The organism is Streptomyces noursei ATCC 11455, assembly GCF_001704275.1.
Lineage (GTDB): Bacteria > Actinomycetota > Actinomycetes > Streptomycetales > Streptomycetaceae > Streptomyces > Streptomyces noursei.
The window spans coordinates 1,109,619-1,130,054 of sequence record NZ_CP011533.1 but is presented as its reverse complement, the minus strand read 5'-3'; the positions used below and the strand labels follow the sequence as shown (position 1 = coordinate 1,130,054).

The 20,436-nt window shown below is 72.5% G+C and carries 17 protein-coding genes; 9 read left to right on the top strand and 8 right to left on the bottom strand.

The annotated features are described in order from the left end of the window. Positions 1 to 36 precede the first annotated feature (36 nt). Complete coding sequence (locus tag SNOUR_RS04515; protein WP_067344064.1) at positions 37 to 891, bottom strand: COG4705 family protein; 855 nt, start codon at positions 889 to 891, stop codon at positions 37 to 39. A gap of 295 nt (positions 892 to 1,186) precedes the next feature. On the opposite strand from SNOUR_RS04515, the gene SNOUR_RS04510 reads away from it, so the two are divergent. From SNOUR_RS04510 to SNOUR_RS04500, 3 genes are all read left to right on the top strand, one after another. After that, the gene (locus SNOUR_RS04510) at positions 1,187 to 2,392 is read left to right on the top strand and encodes an EfeM/EfeO family lipoprotein (protein ID WP_067344062.1); all 1,206 of its coding nucleotides are present in this window, start codon (positions 1,187 to 1,189) and stop codon (positions 2,390 to 2,392) included. Next, positions 2,389 to 3,714 carry an iron uptake transporter deferrochelatase/peroxidase subunit gene (gene efeB, locus SNOUR_RS04505; protein ID WP_067357680.1) on the top strand — a complete coding sequence of 442 codons (1,326 nt, stop codon included), beginning with the start codon at positions 2,389 to 2,391 and terminating at the stop codon, positions 3,712 to 3,714. Before SNOUR_RS04510 ends, efeB (SNOUR_RS04505) begins: the two co-directional genes overlap by 4 nt. A gap of 222 nt (positions 3,715 to 3,936) precedes the next feature. Next, positions 3,937 to 5,781, top strand: coding sequence for a phospholipase C (locus SNOUR_RS04500; RefSeq protein ID WP_067344060.1), 1,845 nt, complete (start codon positions 3,937 to 3,939; stop codon positions 5,779 to 5,781). 138 nt (positions 5,782 to 5,919) lie between these two features. Here SNOUR_RS04500 and SNOUR_RS04495 read toward each other — a convergent pair whose 3' ends face one another. Then, positions 5,920 to 6,978, bottom strand: coding sequence for a PucR family transcriptional regulator (locus tag SNOUR_RS04495; protein WP_067344059.1), 1,059 nt, complete (start codon positions 6,976 to 6,978; stop codon positions 5,920 to 5,922). A 269-nt stretch (positions 6,979 to 7,247) separates the two neighbouring features. Here SNOUR_RS04495 and SNOUR_RS04490 point away from each other — a divergent pair, with 269 nt between their 5' ends. Further along, positions 7,248 to 7,922 carry a TetR/AcrR family transcriptional regulator gene (locus SNOUR_RS04490; protein WP_067344057.1) on the top strand — a complete coding sequence of 225 codons (675 nt, stop codon included), beginning with the start codon at positions 7,248 to 7,250 and terminating at the stop codon, positions 7,920 to 7,922. 4 nt (positions 7,923 to 7,926) lie between these two features. Here the strand turns inward: SNOUR_RS04490 and SNOUR_RS04485 are convergent, their stop codons facing one another. Continuing rightward, positions 7,927 to 8,856, bottom strand: a complete 930-nt coding sequence (locus tag SNOUR_RS04485) for a PE-PPE domain-containing protein (protein WP_067344055.1) — start codon at positions 8,854 to 8,856, stop codon at positions 7,927 to 7,929. Positions 8,857 to 9,495: 639 nt separating this feature from the next. Between SNOUR_RS04485 and SNOUR_RS47990 the strand changes: the two genes are divergently transcribed. Further along, positions 9,496 to 9,651: a hypothetical protein gene (locus SNOUR_RS47990; protein WP_312631942.1), complete on the top strand. Its 156-nt coding sequence runs from the start codon at positions 9,496 to 9,498 to the stop codon at positions 9,649 to 9,651. Positions 9,652 to 9,745: 94 nt separating this feature from the next. Here SNOUR_RS47990 and SNOUR_RS04480 read toward each other — a convergent pair whose 3' ends face one another. The 3 genes from SNOUR_RS04480 to SNOUR_RS04470 all read right to left on the bottom strand — a co-directional run bounded on the left by SNOUR_RS04480 (position 9,746) and on the right by SNOUR_RS04470 (position 12,927). After that, a complete protein-coding gene (locus SNOUR_RS04480; RefSeq protein ID WP_067344054.1) occupies positions 9,746 to 11,191 on the bottom strand; it encodes a flotillin family protein in 1,446 nt (481 codons plus the stop codon). A gap of 140 nt (positions 11,192 to 11,331) precedes the next feature. Continuing rightward, complete coding sequence (locus tag SNOUR_RS04475; RefSeq protein WP_067344052.1) at positions 11,332 to 11,841, bottom strand: NfeD C-terminal domain-containing protein; 510 nt, start codon at positions 11,839 to 11,841, stop codon at positions 11,332 to 11,334. A 738-nt stretch (positions 11,842 to 12,579) separates the two neighbouring features. Next, a complete protein-coding gene (locus tag SNOUR_RS04470; RefSeq protein WP_312631940.1) occupies positions 12,580 to 12,927 on the bottom strand; it encodes a hypothetical protein in 348 nt (115 codons plus the stop codon). 292 nt (positions 12,928 to 13,219) lie between these two features. Here SNOUR_RS04470 and efeU point away from each other — a divergent pair, with 292 nt between their 5' ends. Both efeU and efeB (SNOUR_RS04460) read left to right on the top strand, forming a co-directional pair. Further along, positions 13,220 to 15,496: an iron uptake transporter permease EfeU gene (efeU, locus tag SNOUR_RS04465; RefSeq protein ID WP_067344050.1), complete on the top strand. Its 2,277-nt coding sequence runs from the start codon at positions 13,220 to 13,222 to the stop codon at positions 15,494 to 15,496. A gap of 143 nt (positions 15,497 to 15,639) precedes the next feature. After that, positions 15,640 to 16,914, top strand: coding sequence for an iron uptake transporter deferrochelatase/peroxidase subunit (efeB, locus tag SNOUR_RS04460; RefSeq protein WP_067344049.1), 1,275 nt, complete (start codon positions 15,640 to 15,642; stop codon positions 16,912 to 16,914). A gap of 32 nt (positions 16,915 to 16,946) precedes the next feature. On the opposite strand, the gene SNOUR_RS04455 is transcribed toward efeB (SNOUR_RS04460), so the two are convergent. Then, positions 16,947 to 18,227, bottom strand: coding sequence for an acyl-CoA dehydrogenase family protein (locus SNOUR_RS04455; protein WP_067357675.1), 1,281 nt, complete (start codon positions 18,225 to 18,227; stop codon positions 16,947 to 16,949). Positions 18,228 to 18,548: 321 nt separating this feature from the next. Beyond that, entirely contained in the window at positions 18,549 to 19,007 is a 459-nt protein-coding gene (locus SNOUR_RS04450; RefSeq protein WP_067344047.1) for an RrF2 family transcriptional regulator, read from the bottom strand. Between the two features lie 222 nt (positions 19,008 to 19,229). Here SNOUR_RS04450 and SNOUR_RS47985 point away from each other — a divergent pair, with 222 nt between their 5' ends. Together SNOUR_RS47985 and SNOUR_RS04445 are read left to right on the top strand one after the other, a co-directional pair. Further along, positions 19,230 to 19,340, top strand: coding sequence for a putative leader peptide (locus SNOUR_RS47985; RefSeq protein ID WP_312631936.1), 111 nt, complete (start codon positions 19,230 to 19,232; stop codon positions 19,338 to 19,340). 167 nt (positions 19,341 to 19,507) lie between these two features. Continuing rightward, entirely contained in the window at positions 19,508 to 20,416 is a 909-nt protein-coding gene (locus tag SNOUR_RS04445; RefSeq protein ID WP_067344045.1) for a glutathione S-transferase C-terminal domain-containing protein, read from the top strand. The last annotated feature ends 20 nt before the right edge of the window (positions 20,417 to 20,436 follow it).

The following is a 20,436-nucleotide window of genomic DNA, read 5'->3' as shown; positions in this document are numbered from 1 at the left end:
GTCCGGCCCCCGTCCGCTCTGGTCGGCCGTCGTCGCTCAGCCCGCGACCGGTACCGCCGCTCCGGGGCCGTCCTCGGCCGGCCCGTCCGCGGGTGTGTCCCTGCCGCTCACCGCGAGATAGCCGATGAGCAGGGCGATGGGCACGGTCAGTGCGAGGGTGACCGGCCCGGTGCCCCAGTCGAGGCCGCCGCGGGTGGCCGGGACGCCCATCCAGTCGGCGAACGAGGCCCCGAGCGGGCGGGTCAGGATGTAGGCGCCCCAGAACGCGGCGACCGCGTTCAGCCCGAGGAACCGCCCGGCCAGCGCCGGCACCAGGATCAGTGCGCCGAAGACGATGCCCGAGGTCAGATACCCCAGGCCCAGGGTGCCCGCGGTGAGGTCGCCGGCCGCGGTGCCCAGGGCGAAGGTGGTGAGCACGGTGGCCCAGTAGAAGGTCTCCCGGCGGCGGGTGCGGACGCTGTGCAGCGCGAGCGTGCCCTCGGAGGCGTACCAGGCGAGCAGGATGACGGCCAGTGCCACCGAGAAGGCGAGGGTGGAGACGAGGTAGGGGACTCCGAGGATGACGTGGACGACGTCGGCGGCCATCGTCCCGAAGACGCTCACCATGACGATCGTCGACCAGTAGAGTCCGGCCCGGTAGCGGGTCGATCGGAACTGCGCCACCATCAGGATCGCGAACGCCGTGAAGCCCAGGGCGCCGGCGGGTATCGGCCCCAGTGTCCGGCCGAGGTAGTCCGAGGCGGTCTCGCCCATGCCGGTGGTGAGGATCTTCACCACCCAGAACAGCGCCGTGACCTCGGGGACCTTGCTCCGGACCGGAGCGGCGCCGGGGCGTCGCCCCCGGGCCGGGGGTGTCGCCACCGCCGTGCTGTCCGGCTGTCCGATCGTCATGTTCCGCCCTTCCGGCGCACGGCTGGCGCACGGTCGTCACCCAGAAATGTCTACAGGACTGTAGACGGTCATGGCAGGCGGAAGGTTCACCCCTCCCGGCGACGGACCTCGGGACTGCCGGCCGGCCGTCCGGCCGCGGCCCCGCCCGACGGGATGGTGAAGGCACGGGAAACTCTTGGTGTCCAGGCCGTCGGAAGGATGTTCGGCGGCGCCGCGTCTGCCTAGCATGTGCGACGGGGAGGCCGCAGGTCCTTCCCGCGAGCCAACGCCCTTTCCGTACGCCCCAGGAGGACCCGTGCCACGAGCCGGCCTGCGGCGGCTTCGTTCGCCGCGCGTCTGGGGTCCCGGCGGCGCCGTCATCGTGGCCGGAGCGGTCACCGCGGTCGCCCTGACCGCCGGCGCCGGACCGGACACCGCGGCCACCGCGGACGGCCTCCCGCACACCACCGTCGAGATCTCCCCGGGCGACTGCGGGCGCGGCTGGCAGCATCCGCACGCAGGCACCCAGGTCTTCGACCTCCGCAACAGCTCCAGCGGTGCCGCCGAGGTCTACCTCCGCGGTGCCGGCGGCGGCCCGGTCTACGGCGAGGTGGAGGGCATCGGCCCCGGCACCACCCGCCAGTTGCGGGTCCGCCTCGGCCCCGGCGCGTACGCCTTCACCTGCCTGCCCGACGACGCCAACGCGACCACCGGGCCCACCGTCCGCGTCACCGGCGACGGACCCGCCGGCCCGGCCGCCGCGCCGGTCACCCAGCACGACCTGATCGACCCGGCGATCGACTACCAGAAATGGGTCGCCGGCGGCCTCGACGACCTCGTCGGGCAGACCGACGCCCTGCGCGCGGCGGTCACCGACGGCGACCTGGCCGCCGCCCGCACCGCCTGGCTGCCCGCCCATCTGACCTACGAGCGGCTGGGCGCCGCCTACGGCGCGTTCGGCGACGCGGACCAGAAGATCAACGGGACCACCGCCGGACTCGCGGGCGGCGTCCGTGATCCCGGGTTCACCGGCTTCCACCGCGTCGAGTACGGCCTGTGGCACGGCGAGTCCGCCGCCGGGCTGCGCGCCCCGGTCGCCGCGCTCGCCGAGGCGGTGCGCGCCCTGCGCGACGAGTGGGCCCAGACCCGCATGGACCCGGCGGCGCTCGGCCTGCGCGCGCACGAGATCCTGGAGAACACCGCGCAGTTCGAGCTGACCGGCCGCACCGACTACGGCAGCGGCAGCAACCTCGCCACCGCCCGCGCCAACCTCGACGGCACCCGCGCCGTGCTCGTCCGGCTGCGCCCCCTGCTGACCACCCGCTACCCCGAACTCCCGCGGTTGGAGAGCGGGTTGGGCCGCACCGGGCGACTGCTCGACGGCTTCCACCGGGACGGCCGCTGGACCCCGCTCGACGCGCTGAGCCGCGCCGAACGGCAGCGGACCAACGCGGCGGTGGGTGACCTGGTGGAACGGCTGGCCTCGGTGGCCACCCTGTGCGATCCGCGGAGGACGGTGTGAACGACGCCCAGCACGGCGGCGACGACGGTACGGAGGGCACGCGGCGGACCCGCGTCGGCCGGCGCGGCTTCCTGCGCGGCGCGGCGCTGGCCGGCGCCGGGGGACTTGTGGCCGGCGGAGCCGGGCTCGCGGCCGGCGCCGCGCCCGCCCGGGCTCCGTACGCCGACGGCGCCGGCCCGCAGCTCCCGCTGCCCGGCACCGGACCGCTCGGCGGCCCCGCGCCCGCCGCCCCCTTCCACGGGCCGCACCAGGCCGCCGTCCTCACCGCGCCCCGCCGGGTCACCGCGTTCGTCGCCTGCGACGTCACCGCCGACGGCCGCGCGGACCTGGCCGACCTGCTGCGCACCCTCACCGAACGGGCCCGTTTCCTGACCGGCGGCGGTGTCCCGGACCCGCTCGGCGTCACCGGCCCGCCCGCCGACTCCGGCATCCTCGGCCCCCAACTCCCGGCCGGCGCACTGTCGGTCACCGTCGGCGTCGGCGCGGCGCTCTTCGACGACCGGTTCGGGCTGCGCGCCCGCGCGCCGCGCCGCCTGACCACCATGCCCGCCTTCCCCGACGACGACCTCCAGCCCGACTGGTGCCACGGCGACCTGAGCCTCCAACTGTGCGCCGACGACACCGACACCGTGCTGCACGCGCTGCGCGACCTGACCCGCCACACCCGCGGCGCCCTCCAGGTCCGTTGGCGGCTGGACGGCTTCGCCAGCCCGCCCCGCCCCACCGGCACCGCCCGTAACCTCTTCGGCTTCAAGGACGGCACCGCCAACCCCGACCCCGGATCGAGCCGCGAGATGCGGCGCCTGGTCTGGGTCGAGTCGGGCATGGGCGAGCCGGACTGGGCAGTCGGCGGCAGCTATCAGGTCGTCCGGCTGATCCGGATGCTGGTGGAGTTCTGGGACCGCGTCTCGCTGACGGAGCAGGAGCGGATGTTCGGCCGCACCCGGGAGACCGGTGCCCCGCTCGACGGCAACGACGAGCACGACACCCCCGACTACCCCGGCGACCCCAAGGGCGATGTCATCCCCCTGGACAGCCACATCCGCAAGGCCAACCCCCGCACCGCGGACACCGCCGACCAGCGCCTGCTGCGCCGCGCCTACAACTACGACCGCGGCATGGACGCCAACGGCAACCTCGACATGGGCCTGCTCTTCTGCTGCTACCAGCAGGACCTTGCCCGCCAGTTCGAGACCGTCCAACGCCGCCTGGCGGGGGAGCCGCTGACGGACTACATCAAGCCGTTCGGTGGCGGCTACTTCTTGGCGCTGCCGGGCGTACGGGACCGGGCCGACTGGTACGGCCGGGCGCTCCTGGCGTAGCGGCCCCGGCCCCGCCACCTGGCGGGTCGCCCACCGCTCGCGTAAAACGGAGGCACGATCGGGCCGTTGACCTCGTCGGTCAACAGACGGTCAAGCTTTGCCCTGGGATACCTGACCCGGTGTTCACTTTCGCGCCATGATGGCTCTGCCCCGCCGCCGTTCGCCCGGCAGAGCATCCGGCCGTACGGAGCAACCGCGACCCGCCCGGAGGATGAGAACCAGATGGCCATGAGGGGAAAGACACACGTGATACGGACCCTGGGGGCCGTCACCGGAGCCGTGGCACTCGCCGCGCTGGGCGGCGGCGCACCCGCCCTGGCCGCCGGCGGTCCGCACCCCGGCCACTCCGGGACCGCCACCCCCATCAAGCACGTGGTCGTCATCTTCGACGAGAACATCTCGTTCGACCACTACTTCGCCACCTACCCCAAGGCCGCGAACACCGACGGGACGAAGTTCACCCCGTCCCCGAAGACGCCCCAGGACGTCGACAACCTGCGCACCGCCGGGCTGCTCAAGCACAACCCGAACCAGTACCTCCCCAAGCGGCTCACCCCGCAGCAGGCCATGACCTGCGACCAGAACCACGAGTACGGCCCCGAGCAGTACGCCTACAACGCTGGCAAGGCCGACAAGTTCGTCCAGAACACCGACTCCGGCAAGTGCTCCGGCGGCCTCTTCGGCGAGCCCGGACTGGTGATGGACTACTACGACGGCAACACCGTCACCGGGCTGTGGAACTACGCCCAGCACTACGCCCTCAACGACCGCTCCTTCGGCTCGGTCTACGGCCCGTCCTCCCCGGGCGCGATCAACCTGATCTCCGGTCAGACCCACGGGGTGATCTCCACCGACCCGACCTCGGGCACCGAGAACCCCAAGCAGACCGCCAAGCCGGACGGATACGCCGTCCAGTCGCCCGACGCCAAGGGCGTCGGCACGATGATCAACGACCCGGACCCGGCGTTCGACGACTGCTCGGGCAAGGACCACTCCAGCAAGAACGCGCTCGCCGCGATGCAGGGCCGCAACATCGGTGACCTGCTCAACACCCGCAACATCAGCTGGGGATGGTTCCAGGGCGGCTTCCGGCCCAGCGCCCCGTGGGACGGCAAGCAGGGCCACTACGCCCAGTGCCACGGCACCACCCACACCAACGTCGGGGGCGCCGCGGTCGTCGACTACAGCCCGCACCACGCCCCGTTCCAGTACTACAAGTCCACGGCCAACCCGCACCACCTGCCGCCCAAGAGCGTCGACGAGATCGGCCACGCCGGTCAGGCCAACCACAACTACGACCTGACCGACTTCGACGCCGCGCTGCGCGCCGGCAAGCTGCCTGCCATCAGCTTCCTCAAGGCCCCCGCCTACCAGGACGGCCACGCCGGCAACTCCGACCCGCTCGACGAACAGCACTTCCTCGTCGACCAGATCAACCACATCCAGCAGGCGCCGCAGTGGAAGGACACCGCCGTGGTCGTCGCCTACGACGACTCCGACGGCTGGTACGACCACGCCTTCGCCAAGCCGCGCAACGGCTCCAAGGACTCCTCGACCGACGCCAACGGCAAGTCCACCGACAGCCCGGCCTGCCAGTCCGGCCCGGCGGCCGCCGGCGGCTACCAGGACCGCTGTGGCCCGGGCACCCGTCAGCCGCTGCTGGTGATCTCCCCGTACAGCAAGACCAACCACATCGACCACACCGCCACCGAGCAGACCTCGGTGATCAAGTTCATCGAGGACAACTGGCACCTCGGTCGGATCGGTGACGCCTCCTTCGACGCCCGCGCCGGCGCGCTGACCTCGATGTTCGACTTCCGGCACCCCAACAACAAGCAGGTGCTGCTGAACGCCGACGGCTCGGTCAAGTCCGTCGGTCCGATCCGCCCGGTCAAGCCGGTCCGGACCACCATCACCCAGGGCGCCGCGATGCAGAACACCGCCGCCGTCGACGACCAGTCCGGCTTCCCGGTCCTGCCCGTGGGCATCGCCGCCGCCGCGGTCGCGGCCGGCGCCACCGGCACCTTCTTCGCGCTCCGGCGCCGCAAGGAGCAGGGCGCGGTCTGAACCGGTTGAACCCCCGGGCCCGCACCCCTCGCGCCCGGCCGGACCACCGCCCACAGCGGCGGCCCGGCCGGGCGCGGCCATACCGGCGCGGGCCCGGGGTCACCCGGTCCCGGCCCCGCCGGTCCGCCGCGACCGCGGTCACAGCTCCTGCGCGGGCCAATCCAACAGCCGGGCGCCGATCACGGCGGTGTGCAGGGTGTACCGGTGCACCGGATCGGCCGGATCCGCGCCGGTGAGCTGGTGCACCCGCGCCAGCCGGTAGGTCAGCGCCCGCACGCTCAGCGACAGTCGCCGGGCCGCCTCCGCCGCGACGCACCCCGCGTCGAAGTACACCGCCAGCGTCTCCAACAGCGGCCCGGCCCCGCCGCGCGCCTCCTGCAGCGGCCCCAGCGTGCTGCGCACCAGGTCGGCCATGGCCTGCCGGTCCCGGGTGAGGACCGGGTAGACCAGCAGGTCGGCGGCGTGCAGCACGGGATCGCCGAGCCCCATCCGCTCGGCCAGCTCCAGCGCGTTGAGCGCCTCCTCGTAGGACTGGACGATGCCCCCGGCGCCGCCGTGCGTGCGGCCCACCGCCACCCGGCCCCCGGTGGCGGTGTGCGCCTGCCGCGCGAAGTACGCCAGCACCTCCGCCGGATCGCCCGGGGCGATGCAGATCAGCCGACCCTCCTTCGTGGTCAGCAACATCTGCCGGTCCCCGAACCGGCTCACCAGCGCCTGTTGCACCCGCCGGGCCACCGGGTCGGCCTCCGAGTACGCCACGGACCCCTCGGCCACCGCGACCGCATGGGCATGCGAGAGCCGCAGCCCGAAACGTTCCGCCCGCTCCGCCAGCCGGCCCAGGTCGCTGCCCCCGTAGAGCAGGTCGTCGATGAATTCCCGGCGCGCGGCCTCCTCTTGGCGCACCGCGAGGTGCTGCGCCCGTTCGTAGCCGCCGGCCAGCGCGTCCACCGCCTGAGCCAGCGCCGCCAGCACGCTGTCCGTCGGCGCCGACGCGGTACGCGGCCAGGACGCCCGGGTGACCGCGAGGTGCGCGTTGACCAGTGCCCGCAGGCTGTGCCCGGCCTCGGCGGCCCGTTCCCCCGCGGCGCGCCGCGCCTGGAGCTCCTGGCGATTGAGTCGGCGCCCGGTGTGCGCGACGTCCCCGAGGACCCCCGCATACCCGTCCACGAACTCCTCGGGAAGCTCCCGCCCCGTCACGCGTCCCCCACCCCTCGGTGTGTTCCTTTTGACTTCTTCTTGACGCTTTCTTAACACATGAGGGGTGTGGGCCGTCCAGGCGAGCGGTTGCGGGGGAGCGGGGCGGGCCATCGACGATCGTGCTGGTCCACGACCCGCGGAAGCGCTCCGCGGTGCGACCGACCGCCGGAGGTCGAGCTTCCGCCGCGCGTCGGGCACTATCGGATGTCGGCCCGCGGTGATCGCCGTCCGGCGCCGTGCGCCCGAACCGACGCCACGTGGAGGCGAGAGTGACCGAGTCCCGGCGGAACGCTGCCCGGCCCGAGCGGTTGCCCAGCGGCCGCCACCACCTCAGCCGTGACGAGGTGGTGGCGTCGCAGCGGGTGCGGATGCTGACCGCCACCGCGGAGGTGATGAAGGAGAAGGGGTATGCGGGGACCTCGGTCGCGGACATCATCCGGCGCGCCGGGGTGTCGCGAGAGACGTTCTACCAGCAGTTCCGCTCCAAGGACGACTGCTTCGTCCAGGCCCTGGACGCCGCCACGCACCAGTTGGTGGGTCTGCTGGAGGCCGCCTGGCAGCAGCCGCCGGCCGACGCCCCGCGGGCGACGCCGGCTCCTCCGCCGCCCACTCCGGAGGAGATCTTCCGCCGGCTGCTGCGCCGTTATCTCCACGCCCTCGCCGAACGATCTGCCTTCGCCCGGCTGTTCCTCGTCGAGGTGTACGCGGCCGGGCCGGCGGCGACGGCCCGCCGCATGGAGTGGCAGTGCCGGTTCGCCGACGCCCTCGCCGAGATCTTTCCGGCGGGGGACGAGGACGATCCGGACGAGCGGCGCTTCGGTTGTGAGGCGCTGGTCGCCGCCGCCGCACACATGGTGACGGTGCGTCTGGCCGCCGACGACGTGGCGGGCCTGCACGCGTTGGAAGCACCGCTGGTCCGTCTCGCGGTACGGCTCCTCGGCTGACCGGTTAGCCGGCCGCGGGGAGCGGGGGGAACTGTGCCAGCCGGTCCCGGAGGTCGGCGGGCAGCAGCGACGCGACCGCCGTGCGCTGCCCGGCCGGCTGCTGCCGGCTTGTGGTGGGGCCGCCGTTGGACAGCGTGTGCGGTGTCCTGCGCGGGATCGTCAGCCCCGGGCCGCAGACCGGGACCTTCGGTGCCTGGCGGTTGAGCTGGTCGCCGCCGCCGGAGACGGCATGGGGGTTGATGGCGTAGCCGTGGTCGCCGGTGAAGTAGCCGACCACGCCGTTGACGAAGCAGGCCAGGTTGGTGAGCACGTTCTCGGAGTAGCAGATGCCGTCGTTGGTGTTGCAGATCTCCTTGACCGTCAGATCGCCGAAGCCGCGCGGCCCCCTCATCGTCATGCCCGGCAGGATCGTCGGCAGGTTGGTCTCGATGCCGCCCGGGCCGCCGTTCGCACCGGGCCGCCGGGGGTCTCCGTAGAGCACGCCGTTGAGCCGGTCGTGCGGGACGGCGTCGCTGCCGGAGAGGGCGGCCAGCTCGTCGCCGGCGACGATCGCGCCCTGCGAATAACCGGCGATGGTGAGGTGACTTGCGGTGCAGGCACCGTGGAACTCCTTCACCGCCGCGTCGAGTTTGGTGATGCCCTCGGCCACCGAGTCGTCCAGCGTCACGGTGTCGCCGGGATACGGGGCGATCGACGCCGAGTAGTGGATCTTCGTGAACGACACGCCCGCGGGGAGGGCGGCGTTGCTCGGGTCGTAGACCGTGGCATCGCGATCCAGGTGGCCGCCGACCTCGAAGATCATGGTGTCGGGGCAGTCGGCGCGTGTCTGGGCCGGTGTTCGGGTCTGTGGGGCGGCTGCCAGGGCGTGGGGCGAGTTCAGTCCCAGCACGGGCAACGCTACGAGCAGCGCCAGGAACGATCGTGCCTTCCGCATGAGCACCTCGTCTCGAATTGGCTTGGGGGGAACGGGAGTTCCGGCCCAGTGCGTCGCCAAAGGTAGCGTCGGACGAGGTTCTGCGAACAGAGGTGTTCGTGAAAGTACGGTGTGCGAGGGCAGCGCATCGTGCGGACGGGAAGCGCGGGGCGCGCGCCGCCTGCGACGCGGAGGAGCAGGCGAGGGCGACGACCGGCAGGGCGAAGGCCGCCACGATGACGCCGCCGCGCACGCAGGGGAACCGGCCCAGGACGAGGCCGAGCAGTTCCGCGGCGTCCCGCACCGGCCGGAAGGCAAACCGCCCGCTCGGCGCGGGAATCGGGGCCCCGCCCGGCGGCCGTGCGGTCGGTGGGTGTCGGCGCGACGGCCGGCGCCGTCCTCGTCGATGCGGGGGAATCCGGCGGCGCCACCACCGCGATGGAGTAACGCTGCGTGATCTCTTGGTTGTCGCGTCGTTAGCGCGGTGAACCCGGTGCACGGCCGGGGTCCGGACAGGAAGGAAGTTCCGTCGTGGGTAAGGCAATGCGTGTGGCCGCAGGAGCCCTTGGGGCCGGTGCGCTGCTGTTGTCAGCGGCAGGCACGGCCAGCGCGAAGGGGGGCGGGGGCGAGGGATTGCTGTTCGATCAGGACATCCGGTGTATGCCGTCGTTCAGCCTGCTGCTCCCGCCCACGGATGGTGGGTGCATCACCAACGTCTTCATCGACAACCGGAAGAGGATCGACAAGGCCGTCCAGAGCGCCGGCACCTACATCAGCGGTGGCGGCGCCGCGGTCGGCCGTGGAGGCCGCCGCTGATCCGAGCGCCGTACCCCGGAATTGATGTTCCGGTGTGCGCCATGACGCCCGCGCTCCGGTCGGAGCGCGGGCGTCAACTTGCGTATCCGCAGGGTCAGTCGGTGACCTCGATCCTGCCGTTCGCGGCCGCGGCGGGGGCGGGAGCCGCGCCGCCGGACCCGGCCGGACCATCGGTGCCCCCGGTCACCCGCTTCAGCAGGCCGGCCAGGTCCACCCCCGAGACCGAGCCGAGGAGTTCCACGCCCTGGGCGACGTTGTTCGCCACCGTGCGGGGCAACTGCCCGGCGCCGTCGGTGGAGATCACCGTCAGCTTGTCCACGGCACCCAGCGGTTCGGACGCCTTCGCGACGACCTGCGGAAGGACCTCCACCAGCATCTGGAGCACGGCCGCATCGCCGTAGCGGGCGAAGGCGTCGGCCTTCTTGTGCATCGCGGTGGCCTCCGCGGCCCCCTTCGAGGCGAGCGCGGCGGCCTCCGACTCACCCTCCAGCCGGACCGCTTCGGCGAGTGCGGCACGGCGGAGCTTCTCGCCCTCACCCGTCAGCCGGGCCCGTTCGGCGTCCGCCTCGGCCTCCTTGACCTGCGCGATCCGGCGCGCCTCGGCCTCCTGCTCGGCCTGGTACCGGGCGGCGTCCGCGGGCTTGCGGACCTTGGTGTCCAGCTCCCGGTCGGTGAGCGCGGCCTGTCGCTCGGCGACCTTCTCCTGCTCGGAGAGGACCTCCTGCTGGCGCGCGGCTTCGGCCAGCGGGCCGGCCGCGTTCGCCTTGGCGGCGGCGGCCTCGGTCTCGACCCGGATCTCGGCCTGCTTGAGGTAGAGCGTCCGCTCCGCGACCGCGATCTCCTCGGCGGCCTTGAGTCGCGCCTGCTCCGACACCCGCTTGGCGTTGGCCTCCGCGATGTCCGCCTCCTGGCGGGCCCGCGCGGCCTCCGGCCGGCCCAGGTCCTCCAGGTACGAGCCCTCGGTGGTGATGTCCTGGATCTGGAACGCGTCCAGGATCAGGCCCTGCCCGGACAGGCTGGCCTCCGCCTCCTCGGCGACCTGCCCGGCGAAGGCGGCCCGGTCGCGGATGATGTCCTCGACCGCCATCCGGCCGACGATGGCCCGCAGCGCGCCCGAGAGCACCTCCTGGGTGAAGCCGACGATGCCGTCCTGTTGCTGGAGGAAGCGCTGCGCCGCGGCCCGGATGGCGTCCTCGCTGCCGCCCACCTTGACGATCGCGACCCCGTCGAGGTTGGCCTTCACACCGCGCAGGGTGACCGCGCCGCGCACCGCCACCGGCAGGTGCCGGCTGGACAGGTCCAGCGAGAAGCGCTGCTGGACGAACGGGATCACGAAGACGCCGCCTCCGACGACGACCTTCTGGCCGCTGTTGTCGACGCTGACCTGGCCGGTCTCCGGGTCGGTGGACGTCTTGCCGCGACGGCCGGTGATGATGAACGCCTCGTTCGGCCCGGCGACCTTGTAGCGCGTGATCACTACCAGGGCGAGCAACACGACGAGGACGACGGCGCCGATCACGGCGACAATGACTGAACTCATAACGAATCCCCCCTGCCTTCCTGGGGGTAGGCAGATCAAGGTGATGGTGTGCATGACCGGCCCGGCGGCGGGTGTGCCGGGTCCGGGGTGTAGGGGCGGGGCCGGGCCCGCATCGGCGTCGGGGCCGCGCCCCGCCCCGCTCAGCGTTCGACGGGGCGGACCGCCACCGAGGTGGACGAGAGGGAAGCCTCCACCCAGATCTCGGCGCCGCGGGCCACCGGGACCGCGCTCCTGGCCGACAGCTTCACGGGGTGACCGGCGAGCCGCAGCAGCACCTCGCCGTACCCGTCGGCGGGGATGGCGGTCACCACCGAACCGGCGGTGCCCACCAGGTCCTCGCGGCGCGGTGCCGGGTCGGTCCGGTCGCGCATCAGCGCCCGGCTGAACCGCCAGGTGGCACCCCCGGCCACGACCCCGGCGGCCAGTCCGACACCGATGGCCGGCCCGGCACCGAGCCCGGTGCCGCCCCACACGATCGCGCCGGCGAACCCGAACATCGACAGGAACCCGGCGATGACCGGCAGGGACAACAGCCCGTCGAAGAGCCCGTCCAGCACGCCGCCGAACAGCCCCTCCAGCAGCCCGTCGAAGATCAGCGACAGCGCGAGTACGACGATCCCGCCGATGCCGAGACCAAGAAACCAGGCCATGTGCAGCCCTCCCGCACTCGCTCATTCCGCCCGAACGGGGATGATCGTCACACGTGGCCGGGCCGCCGTACATTGCCGCATCCCGGCAATCTTTATGCGCTCTTGATGTGCAGCACCGCGCGCCGACCTGCCGCGACGGTTATTTCCGCTCTCGTTCGGCTCAGCTCTTGACTATGGGCAAAACGGGAGGAAACTGGAGATTAACCAGAAAACCGGAGAGCCGCACCGTCGACAAAGACGTTTGTTGGCAGGAGACCCTTGGCGTGGCCCTGGCTAGGCCCCCGGAAGCCCCGCGAACCGGAGCCTCAGCGACGACTGAGGTAGATGGTGACGATGCGGACTCCCGGGGACTGTGTTGTTCACGATGAGCGGAAGTGACGGAGCCCGGGGCTGTTGACCCCGGGCTCTCGTGTGCGCGGGCCCGTGCGTGCCCCCTGCGGCTGCTTCGCCGTCAGTGACGAGCAGATCCCCGGTGGGCTGATCGCCGCGCCGGCCTCCGTGCTGATCGTCGGGCTGATCGGGGACCTCAGTGTCGGGGCCTGTGCGCGTGGGGTGGGTGCTGCACGGTCGCTGGCTCCGGGGCTCTGGGGATCCAGGGGCCGGGAGCCCGGGGGCCGGGGGTAGGGGATCTGAGTCCTGATGTGTCATCACATCGTCGTCGGGGATGGCTCGTTCGGTGGCGTGAGGGGGTTCTGTCGGAGGTCCGCCATCCTGCGGCGACTACCGGGGCCCCGCGTTCTACCGCCCGTCGCCGCAGGATTCGCGGGCCTTGACCACGGTGAGGGTGATCGCTCGGTGCGGCAGTGGGGCGCCTGGGCGGGGGTGTTGGTCGCAGACCTTCCAGTTGCCGGGCCACAGCACGTGGCGTCTGGCGCCCCGGCCGTCCCTGAGTTGGACTGCGGTGTCGTAGCCGAGTGCCTGGTAGGCGGTGACCAGACCCTTGCCGCTGACGTGGGGCATGGTGCCGCCGTCGGCGTGTGCCGGACCCGCCGCGGCGAGGGTGGCCAGGGTGAGGGTTGCGGTGGCGAGGGGTGTCAGGAGAGTGCGGCGGACGACGTCGGTGCGTCGGGGGATGCCGGCTCGCACGCGCGAATTGACTGGATTGTCCGTTGTGTTGGGGATGTGTGCGTTGTTCATGCCTGGAGAACGCGCGGGGAGGGTGGTGGTCACGACGGGGCGTCGGGTGACTGAGGGTGTGCCTGGGGGGCCGGAGTGGGGACCCTGTGTCCGGTCCGCGTGGGGCGCTGGCTAGGCTTGTTATCCCCTCGTGACTATGTGACTACAGTGATGTAGACATCTTCGGACCGCCTGACTAAGGTATGCCTTCGCTAACTGAGGTAAGGCATACCGGTGCGGTTGCGGGCCGGAGAGGACAACTATGTGGGACGACGCGTTTCCGAGCTTCTTGATCGGGTTGAGAGAAGGTCTAGAAGGCGGACTCATCGTTTCGATCCTCGTCGCCACACTTGTCCGGGCCGGGGCCAAGTCCCGTCTGCCGCAGGTGTGGACCGGTGTACTGGCCGCGATCGCGGTGGCCATGAGCTTCGGCGCGGTCCTCACCTTCACCGCCGCCTCGCTCTCGGCCACCGCGCAGGAAGCTTTCGGCGGCACGCTGAGCGTCATCGCGGTCGCGTTCGTCACCGCGATGGTGTTCTGGATGCGCCGCTCCGCGCGCAGCCTCTCCGGTGAGATCAAGGAGAAGGTCACCGGGGCCCTCGCCATGGGCTCGGGCATGCTGATCGTCACCTCCTTCCTGGCCGTGGGCCGCGAGGGACTGGAGACCGCGCTGTTCCTGTGGACCACGGCGCGGGCGGCGGGCGAATCCGTCGGGCCGATGATCGGCGCCGGGATCGGGTTGGTCATCGCGGCGGGGCTCTGCTGGGGCCTCTACCGCCGGGTGCTCAAGATCAACCTCACCAAGTTCTTCACCGCGACCGGTGCCGTGCTCATCGTCATCGCCGCCGGTGTCCTGGGCTACGGCCTGCGGGACCTCCAGGAAGGCGGGGTCCTGCCCGGCAAGACCGCGTTCGCCTTCGACCTCGGTCAGAGCATCGACCCCAACGCCTGGTACACCACCCTGGTCCAGGGCGTCTTCAACCTCATGCCGGCCATGACCTGGCTCCAGGTCATCGGGTACGCGGCATACCTCGTCATCGTGATGACGCTGTTCGTCCGCGGAATACGGGCCACTGCGAAGCCGGCACCGGCACAGCGGGTGGCGGAGGCCAAGGCGGACAAGCCGGCGGTGGCCAAGGCGGCAGCGGTCGACGCGGCAGCGGACCAGGCGGTCGAGGCCGCCGAGGAGAAGGTCGTCGTCGAGAAGGACGGGACCGCGGCGGAAGCCTCGGCGGAGGGTCCGGCTGAGGGGACGGACGCCTCGGAGCCGGTGACGGGGACGGGGACAGAGTCCGAGTCGAAGTCGGCGTCCGAGTCGGGGTCAGAGTCGGAGTCTCCGGCGGATGCGGAGCCGGTGGCGGCGCCGGCCGGCGGGGGGCGGAAGCGGCCCGCGTGGCTGCTGCCGGTCGCCGTGGTCGCCGTACCCGCCGTCGTCGCGGGCGGGATCGTCGCCTTCGGCAAGTCCAAGCCGGCCGGGGCGCCGACCATCGCGGTGTCCGAGAAGGAGTGCGGCAAGGGCTTCACCGCGCCCAAGCCGGGGCGGCAGACGTTCCAGATGCAGAACACCGGTGACAAGACCTCCGAGGTGTACCTCGTCGACCCCGCGACCAACGCGGTCTACGGCGAGATCGAGGGCCTGGCCCCCGGCACCACCCGCGACCTGGTCGCCACCATCGCCGGTGGTTCGTACGCCTGGCGCTGCGTCCCCACCGGCGGCAAGGCGGTCACCTCGGCCGCCGTACGGGTCAGCGGCGGGGGCGGCACCAAGGCCGTCGTCCCGGTCTCGGAGGAGGACCTCGCCGGGCCGCTGCGCGCCTACAAGCAGTACGTCGACCAGGGGCTGGCCACGCTGACCGGCCAGACCCAGAAGCTCAGCGACGACCTCGCCGGCGGCGACCTGGACAGCGCGCGGACGGACTGGCTCACCGCGCACCGCACCTACTCCTCGCTGGGCGCCGCCTACGGCACGTTCGAGGACTTCGACAAGAAGATCAACGGGCGGGTCGACGGGCTCCCGGGCGGCGTGCACGACAAGGACTTCGCCGGCTTCCACCGGATCGAGTACGGGCTGTGGCACGGCGCGTCCGCGGACGAGCTGAGCGGACCGGCCCAGCAGCTGCACGACGATGTGGTGGGACTGCGAAAGGCGTTCCCCACCCAGGACTTCGACCCCGGCGACCTGCCGCTGCGGACCCACGAGATCCTGGAGAACACCCTCCAGTTCGAGCTGACCGGCGACACCGACCAGGGCAGCGGCAGCAACCTCGCCACCGCCGACGCCAACCTCACGGGCACCCGGGAACTCCTCGACGTCCTGCGCCCGCTGATCGCCAAGCGCGAGCCGCAGCTGCTGACGTCCATCGAGAGCGACATCGCCCGGATGCAGAAGCTGCTCGACGACGCCCACCACGACGGGACGTGGACGCCGGTCGAGAAGCTCGACGCCACCGCCCGCCAGCGGCTGAACGGGATCACCGGCCAGTTGCTGGAGCACCTGGCGCCGGTCCCGGACCTCCTGGAGATCCGCAAGTCCGCCTGACCCGCCCGCGGCCGGGACGCCCGGTGCGTCCGAGCGCACCCCGCCGGACCCACCGGGCGCCCCGCCCGAACGGCCACCGCCCCACCCGCCCCACCCCGAGTCACACCGCACCACCCCACGCACGCTCCGAAGGGAACCACGAGATGTCCGCCGAAACGCCCGGTCCGCAGGGCCGCTGTCCCGCCGACCGGCGCTCGTTCGTGAAGACCGCGCTGGGTGCCGGCGCGGCCGGTGCGGTGCTGGCCGGCGGCGGCTTCGCGCTGAGCCAGAGCAACGCCGGTACGGCACGGGCCGCCGACACCGCCGACGCCGGGAAGGTGCCGTTCCACGGCGTCCACCAGGCGGGCATCCTCACCCCGCAGCCCGCCGCTGCCGCCTTCGTCTCCCTGAACGTCATCGCGGAGAACCGCAAGGAACTCACCGAGCTGCTGCGGACCATCACCGAGCGGGCCCGCTTCCTGACCGCCGGCGGCGCCCCGCAGGACCTCGGTGTCGGCGCCCCGCCGTCCGACAACGGCATCCTCGGGCCGGTGGTCCCCGCCGACGCGCTGACCGTCACGGTGGGCGTGGGCGCCTCGCTCTTCGACGACCGCTTCGGCCTGGCGAAGGCCAAGCCGCGCAAGCTCGGCCCGATGCGGACCTTCCCCAACGACAACCTCCAGGCCGCCGAGTGCCATGGCGACCTGTCGCTGCAGATCTGCGCGGAGCGCCAGGACACCGTGCTGCACGCGCTGCGCGACATCGCCCGGCACACCCGCGGCGGGATGCAGATCAAGTGGCGGATCGACGGCTTCCAGAACGCGCCCCGGCCCAGCGGCACCCAGCGCAACCTGCTCGGCTTCAAGGACGGGATAGCCAACCCCGACGTGGAGTCGGGGCGCGAGATGGACCGTCTGGTGTGGGTCGGCGACGGCCACGGTGAGCCCGCCTGGGCCACCGGCGGCAGCTACCAGGTCATCCGGATCATCCGGATGCTGGTGGAGTTCTGGGACCGGGTCTCGCTGGCGGAGCAGGAGAAGATGTTCGGCCGCCGCAAGGACACCGGTGCCCCGCTGGACGGCGCGGGCGAGTTCGACGTGCCCGCGTACCACAAGGACCCGCACGGCACCGCGATCCCGCTGGACTCCCACATCCGGCTCGCCAACCCGCGGACCGCCAAGACCGACGACTCCCGCATCCTGCGCCGCGGCTACAACTACGACCGGGGCGTCGACAACGTCGGCAACCTCGACATGGGGCTGGCCTTCTGCTGCTACCAGCAGGACGTCCTCCGCCAGTTCGAGGTCACCCAGGAGCGGTTGATCGACGAGCCGTTGGTGGACTACATCTCGCCGACCGGCGGCGGGTACTTCTTCGCGCTGCCCGGCGTGCGGGACTCCGCGGACTGGCTCGGCCGGAGCATGCTGGCCGCCGTCTGAGCCCTCCGCCGCCCGGAATCCGCCGCTGACCCTCAGATCCGCAGGGTCAGCGGCGGATGTGCTCCGTTGAGGTAGTGGTCGCCGATGGCCCGGAGGCTGTGCGCGGACGAGCGCTGGGCGGTCAGTACGCGGGCGTTGCGCCAGAACCGGTCGAAGCCCGGGTCGCCGCCGGCGGCGTCGGCGGTGGCGGTCAGCTCCAGGATGCGGGTGGTGATCTGCAGCGCGGACTGGCCGGTGACCGCCTCGGCCGCGGCGACCAGCACCGCGATGTCGGCGCGCTCGTTGACGCCCAACTCCTCGCCCATCAACAGGCCCCTGGCTAGTGCCTCGGTGGCCGGCTCCACCACGGCCGCGGCGGTGTGCGCGGCGGCGACCAGTTCGCCGTACGCGAGCAGGAGGTAGGGGTCGCCGCCGGGCCGCTCGGCATACGGGGCCGGGACGGGGTCCTCGGCCTGCCAGGTGCGCGGGGCGGCGCGGGTGAGGTCGCGGGCCTCGGCGAGCGCCCCTTCGGCGATGCCCAGCGCGATGTGGACGAGGGCCAGCCGCAGCGTCAGCGGTGCCAGCGTGGCGTACGGGGTGACGTGCTGCTCGTCGTGGGAGACGGTGCCGAGGATCTGCTCGGGCGGCACCGGTACGGCGTCGAAGGCGACGCTGCCGGCACCGGTGAGGCGCTGGCCCAGACGGTCGTGCGCCGGGTCGGTGGTGACGCCGGGATGGGCCGGGTCGACCAGCGCGATCAGCCAGTCGCCGGTCTCGGCACAGGCGGCGCCGACGATCAGGCGGTCGGCGACGGTGACCCCGGCCGCGAACGACCGCCGCCCGTGCAGCAGATGACCTCGACCGTCCGGGGTGAGGGTGAGGTCGGGGACGGTGCCCGGGGCGGGCGGTTCGGCGTCGCTCGCCGGGTTGCCGGCGTCGCCGGCCAGCAGCCACTGCTCTTCCGCCACCCGGCGTTCGAGCGCGTCGGCCTGGTCCGGGGTGCCGAAGAAGCGGGTGCTCCAGGAGAGGGCGTAGTGGCGGGCGAGGAGTTCGCCGATGGAGCTGTCGGCCGCCGCGATCTCGCGGACGACTCCGCAGGCGGTGCGCCAGTCGCTGCCGCCGCGGAGCGGGCCGGGCGGGGTCAGCAGGGCCGGCAGCCCGGCCTCGCGCAGCCGCGACAACTCGTCGAAGGGCGGTTTGCCGGCCCGGTCGCGGACCAGCGCGTCGACGGCGAGGTCGTCGGCGAGTTCACGGGTGACGCGCGGCCAGATCTCGTCTTCCGCCGGGGCGATGGCCTGCGGGGCGGCGGGGCGTGTTGCGGACCTCTTCGGCATGGCGCCGTTCACCGTCCTCCTCGGCTGGAACCGGGCTGCGCACCGGACTGCGGGGCCGCACCGGTCAGGCTTTCCCAGTTTTCCCACTGGATTAGTAGGGAATTAGAACGACTGCATGATGCGACCTGAACTTCGCTCCGAGCAAGGTGTGTTCGAGGGGTGGACGGATCAGGGTCGCATTCCGGACGCGTACACGAGGCCCGGCCGCGGTTTCGCGTCACCGGTCTGCGATACGCGTACACGTCACCGGGTTCCCATGCGCCTGCGCGTCACGGGTCTGTGATACGCGTGCGCGTCACCGTTTTCCGATGCGCGTGCGCTTCACGGGTTCGTCCATGAAGCCGGGTCCTCGGTCAGTGCGGAGACCCGGCTGGGGAGTTCGGCCGACGCCACATCGGCCAGCGAGACGCCGTCGAGGATCTGGCGGACGTTGGCCCGCAGCGCCACCCACAGCGGCAGCAGGGACTCGGCGGGCCCGGTGTACGACAACTCCGGCGGCCGCACGCCCCGTACGGACACCAGCGGCCCGTCCACGACCCGGATCACATCGGCGACGCTGATCTCCTGCGGCGCCTTGGCGAGTCGGTAACCGCCGTTCCCGCCGCGCTGGCTGAGGACCAGCCCGCCCCGCCGCATGTCGTTGAGGATGCCCTCCAGGAACTTGTGCGGGATGTCCTGCGCATCGGCGATGGCCTCCGCCTTGAGCGGGCGCCCGTCCCGGGCGTGCGCGAGTTGCAGCGCGGCGCGCACCGCGTAATCCGCTCTGGCTGAAATCCGCATGCCGGCATTATCCCCGAGGGGGAGAAGCGGGCGCGTCGGGCTTCGGCCCGGATCGGCCCGTCCTACGGGGCGGGCGGGAAGCGCCGAGCGCGCGGGGGTTCGTCGTGCGGGGCGCGCGTCGCGCGGTCAACCACCGGGACCGCGCCGGCGCACCACCCTTGACGCCGGCCGGTACCGCCTCGACACTCGAAGGCGGGAACCCTAGCGAACAGGTGGGAATCCATGGGGCACGCACAGCAGGACGGCGACCGCGCGGTACGCGCGGGCCGGCCGCTTCCCCTCCTCACCTCCCGCCGGCACATCGATCTGCTGCGCGTCTGCAGCGCCGCATAGTTCTCCCACGGGGCGCCCACGCCCCGGTTTCCCGACGCCGCGCCACCCTCGCGGGCCCCGGCCCGTGCCCGGCGCCACCGTGCGGACGTCCGTCCACGCCCGTACGCGCCCGCCGCCATGTGCCCGCCCGTACGCCCACGCACCGGACCTCGCACCCAGGGACTCGTATGACCTCCACCTCCACGTCCGCCGCAACCGCCGCCGAGACATCCGCCACCGCCACCGCGCCGGCCTTCCGGGGCCGCATCGGCTCCGACATGCGCAGCGGTCACTACCCCGTCCCCCACCGCTACCGCCTCTACCTCTCACCCTCCTGTCCGCACTGTCTGGGCATCGCCATCACCCACAGCCTGCTCGACCTCGGCGACACCCTCCCGGTGACGCCGCTGCCCGCCGTCCCCGACGCCCCCGAGTGCGGCTACGCCGCGCTGCGCCCCCTCTACGAGGCCAGCGCGCACCAGTACCGCGGACCGGCCACCGCCCCGGTGCTCAGCGACGACTGGACCGGACGCATCGTCAGCACCCACGCCCCGGACATCCTCCGCGACCTCGCGGAGCGGTTCGGCACCCGCGGACCGGCCCTGTACCCGGACCACGCGCGCGACGCCATCGACGCCCTGGCGCGCAACTGCGAGCAGGACCTCAACCAGGCTGCCCAACACGCCGGTGGCCTCGGCAGCGACCACCCCGGCTACGAGACCGCCCTGGGCACCCTGCTCGGCACGCTCGCCTCGCTGGAGCGACGGCTTACCGACCGCCCCTACCTGCTGGGCGACGAACTCACCGCCGCAGACGTCCAGTTGTGGGTGAACCTGGTCCAACTCGACACCGTCCACCGCTGGCACCTCGACGCCGCGGCCGTGCAGCGCATCGCCGGACACCGACGTCTGTGGTCCTACGCCCGCCGGCTGGCCGCCCTCCCCGCCTTCGGCCGCCACCTCGACCTGGACGCCATCGCCCGCCGTCACCACGCCGGCTGCCGTGGCCAGGAGGCCGCCGGGGCGGCCGTACAGATCGTGGACTGGACGACGGCCCACACCCCCGGACGGCACGTCACATCGGCCGCCCCGCACTGACCCGTCGAAGCGCTGCCCCG

Excerpts from the sequence above, each read along its gene's own strand:
- SNOUR_RS04515 (WP_067344064.1), bottom strand. The coding sequence starts at position 891 with ATGACGATCGGACAGCCGGACAGCACGGCGGTGGCGACACCCCCGGCC.
- efeB (WP_067344049.1), top strand. The coding sequence starts at position 15,640 with ATGTCCGCCGAAACGCCCGGTCCGCAGGGCCGCTGTCCCGCCGACCGG.
- SNOUR_RS04450 (WP_067344047.1), bottom strand. The coding sequence starts at position 19,007 with ATGCGGATTTCAGCCAGAGCGGATTACGCGGTGCGCGCCGCGCTGCAA.
- SNOUR_RS04485 (WP_067344055.1), bottom strand. The coding sequence starts at position 8,856 with ATGCGGAAGGCACGATCGTTCCTGGCGCTGCTCGTAGCGTTGCCCGTG.
- SNOUR_RS47990 (WP_312631942.1), top strand. The coding sequence starts at position 9,496 with ATGCCGTCGTTCAGCCTGCTGCTCCCGCCCACGGATGGTGGGTGCATC.
- efeU (WP_067344050.1), top strand. The coding sequence starts at position 13,220 with ATGTGGGACGACGCGTTTCCGAGCTTCTTGATCGGGTTGAGAGAAGGT.
- SNOUR_RS04475 (WP_067344052.1), bottom strand. The coding sequence starts at position 11,841 with ATGGCCTGGTTTCTTGGTCTCGGCATCGGCGGGATCGTCGTACTCGCG.
- SNOUR_RS47985 (WP_312631936.1), top strand. The coding sequence starts at position 19,230 with ATGGGGCACGCACAGCAGGACGGCGACCGCGCGGTACGCGCGGGCCGG.
- SNOUR_RS04480 (WP_067344054.1), bottom strand. The coding sequence starts at position 11,191 with ATGAGTTCAGTCATTGTCGCCGTGATCGGCGCCGTCGTCCTCGTCGTG.
- SNOUR_RS04445 (WP_067344045.1), top strand. The coding sequence starts at position 19,508 with ATGACCTCCACCTCCACGTCCGCCGCAACCGCCGCCGAGACATCCGCC.
- SNOUR_RS04500 (WP_067344060.1), top strand. The coding sequence starts at position 3,937 with ATGGCCATGAGGGGAAAGACACACGTGATACGGACCCTGGGGGCCGTC.
- SNOUR_RS04455 (WP_067357675.1), bottom strand. The coding sequence starts at position 18,227 with ATGCCGAAGAGGTCCGCAACACGCCCCGCCGCCCCGCAGGCCATCGCC.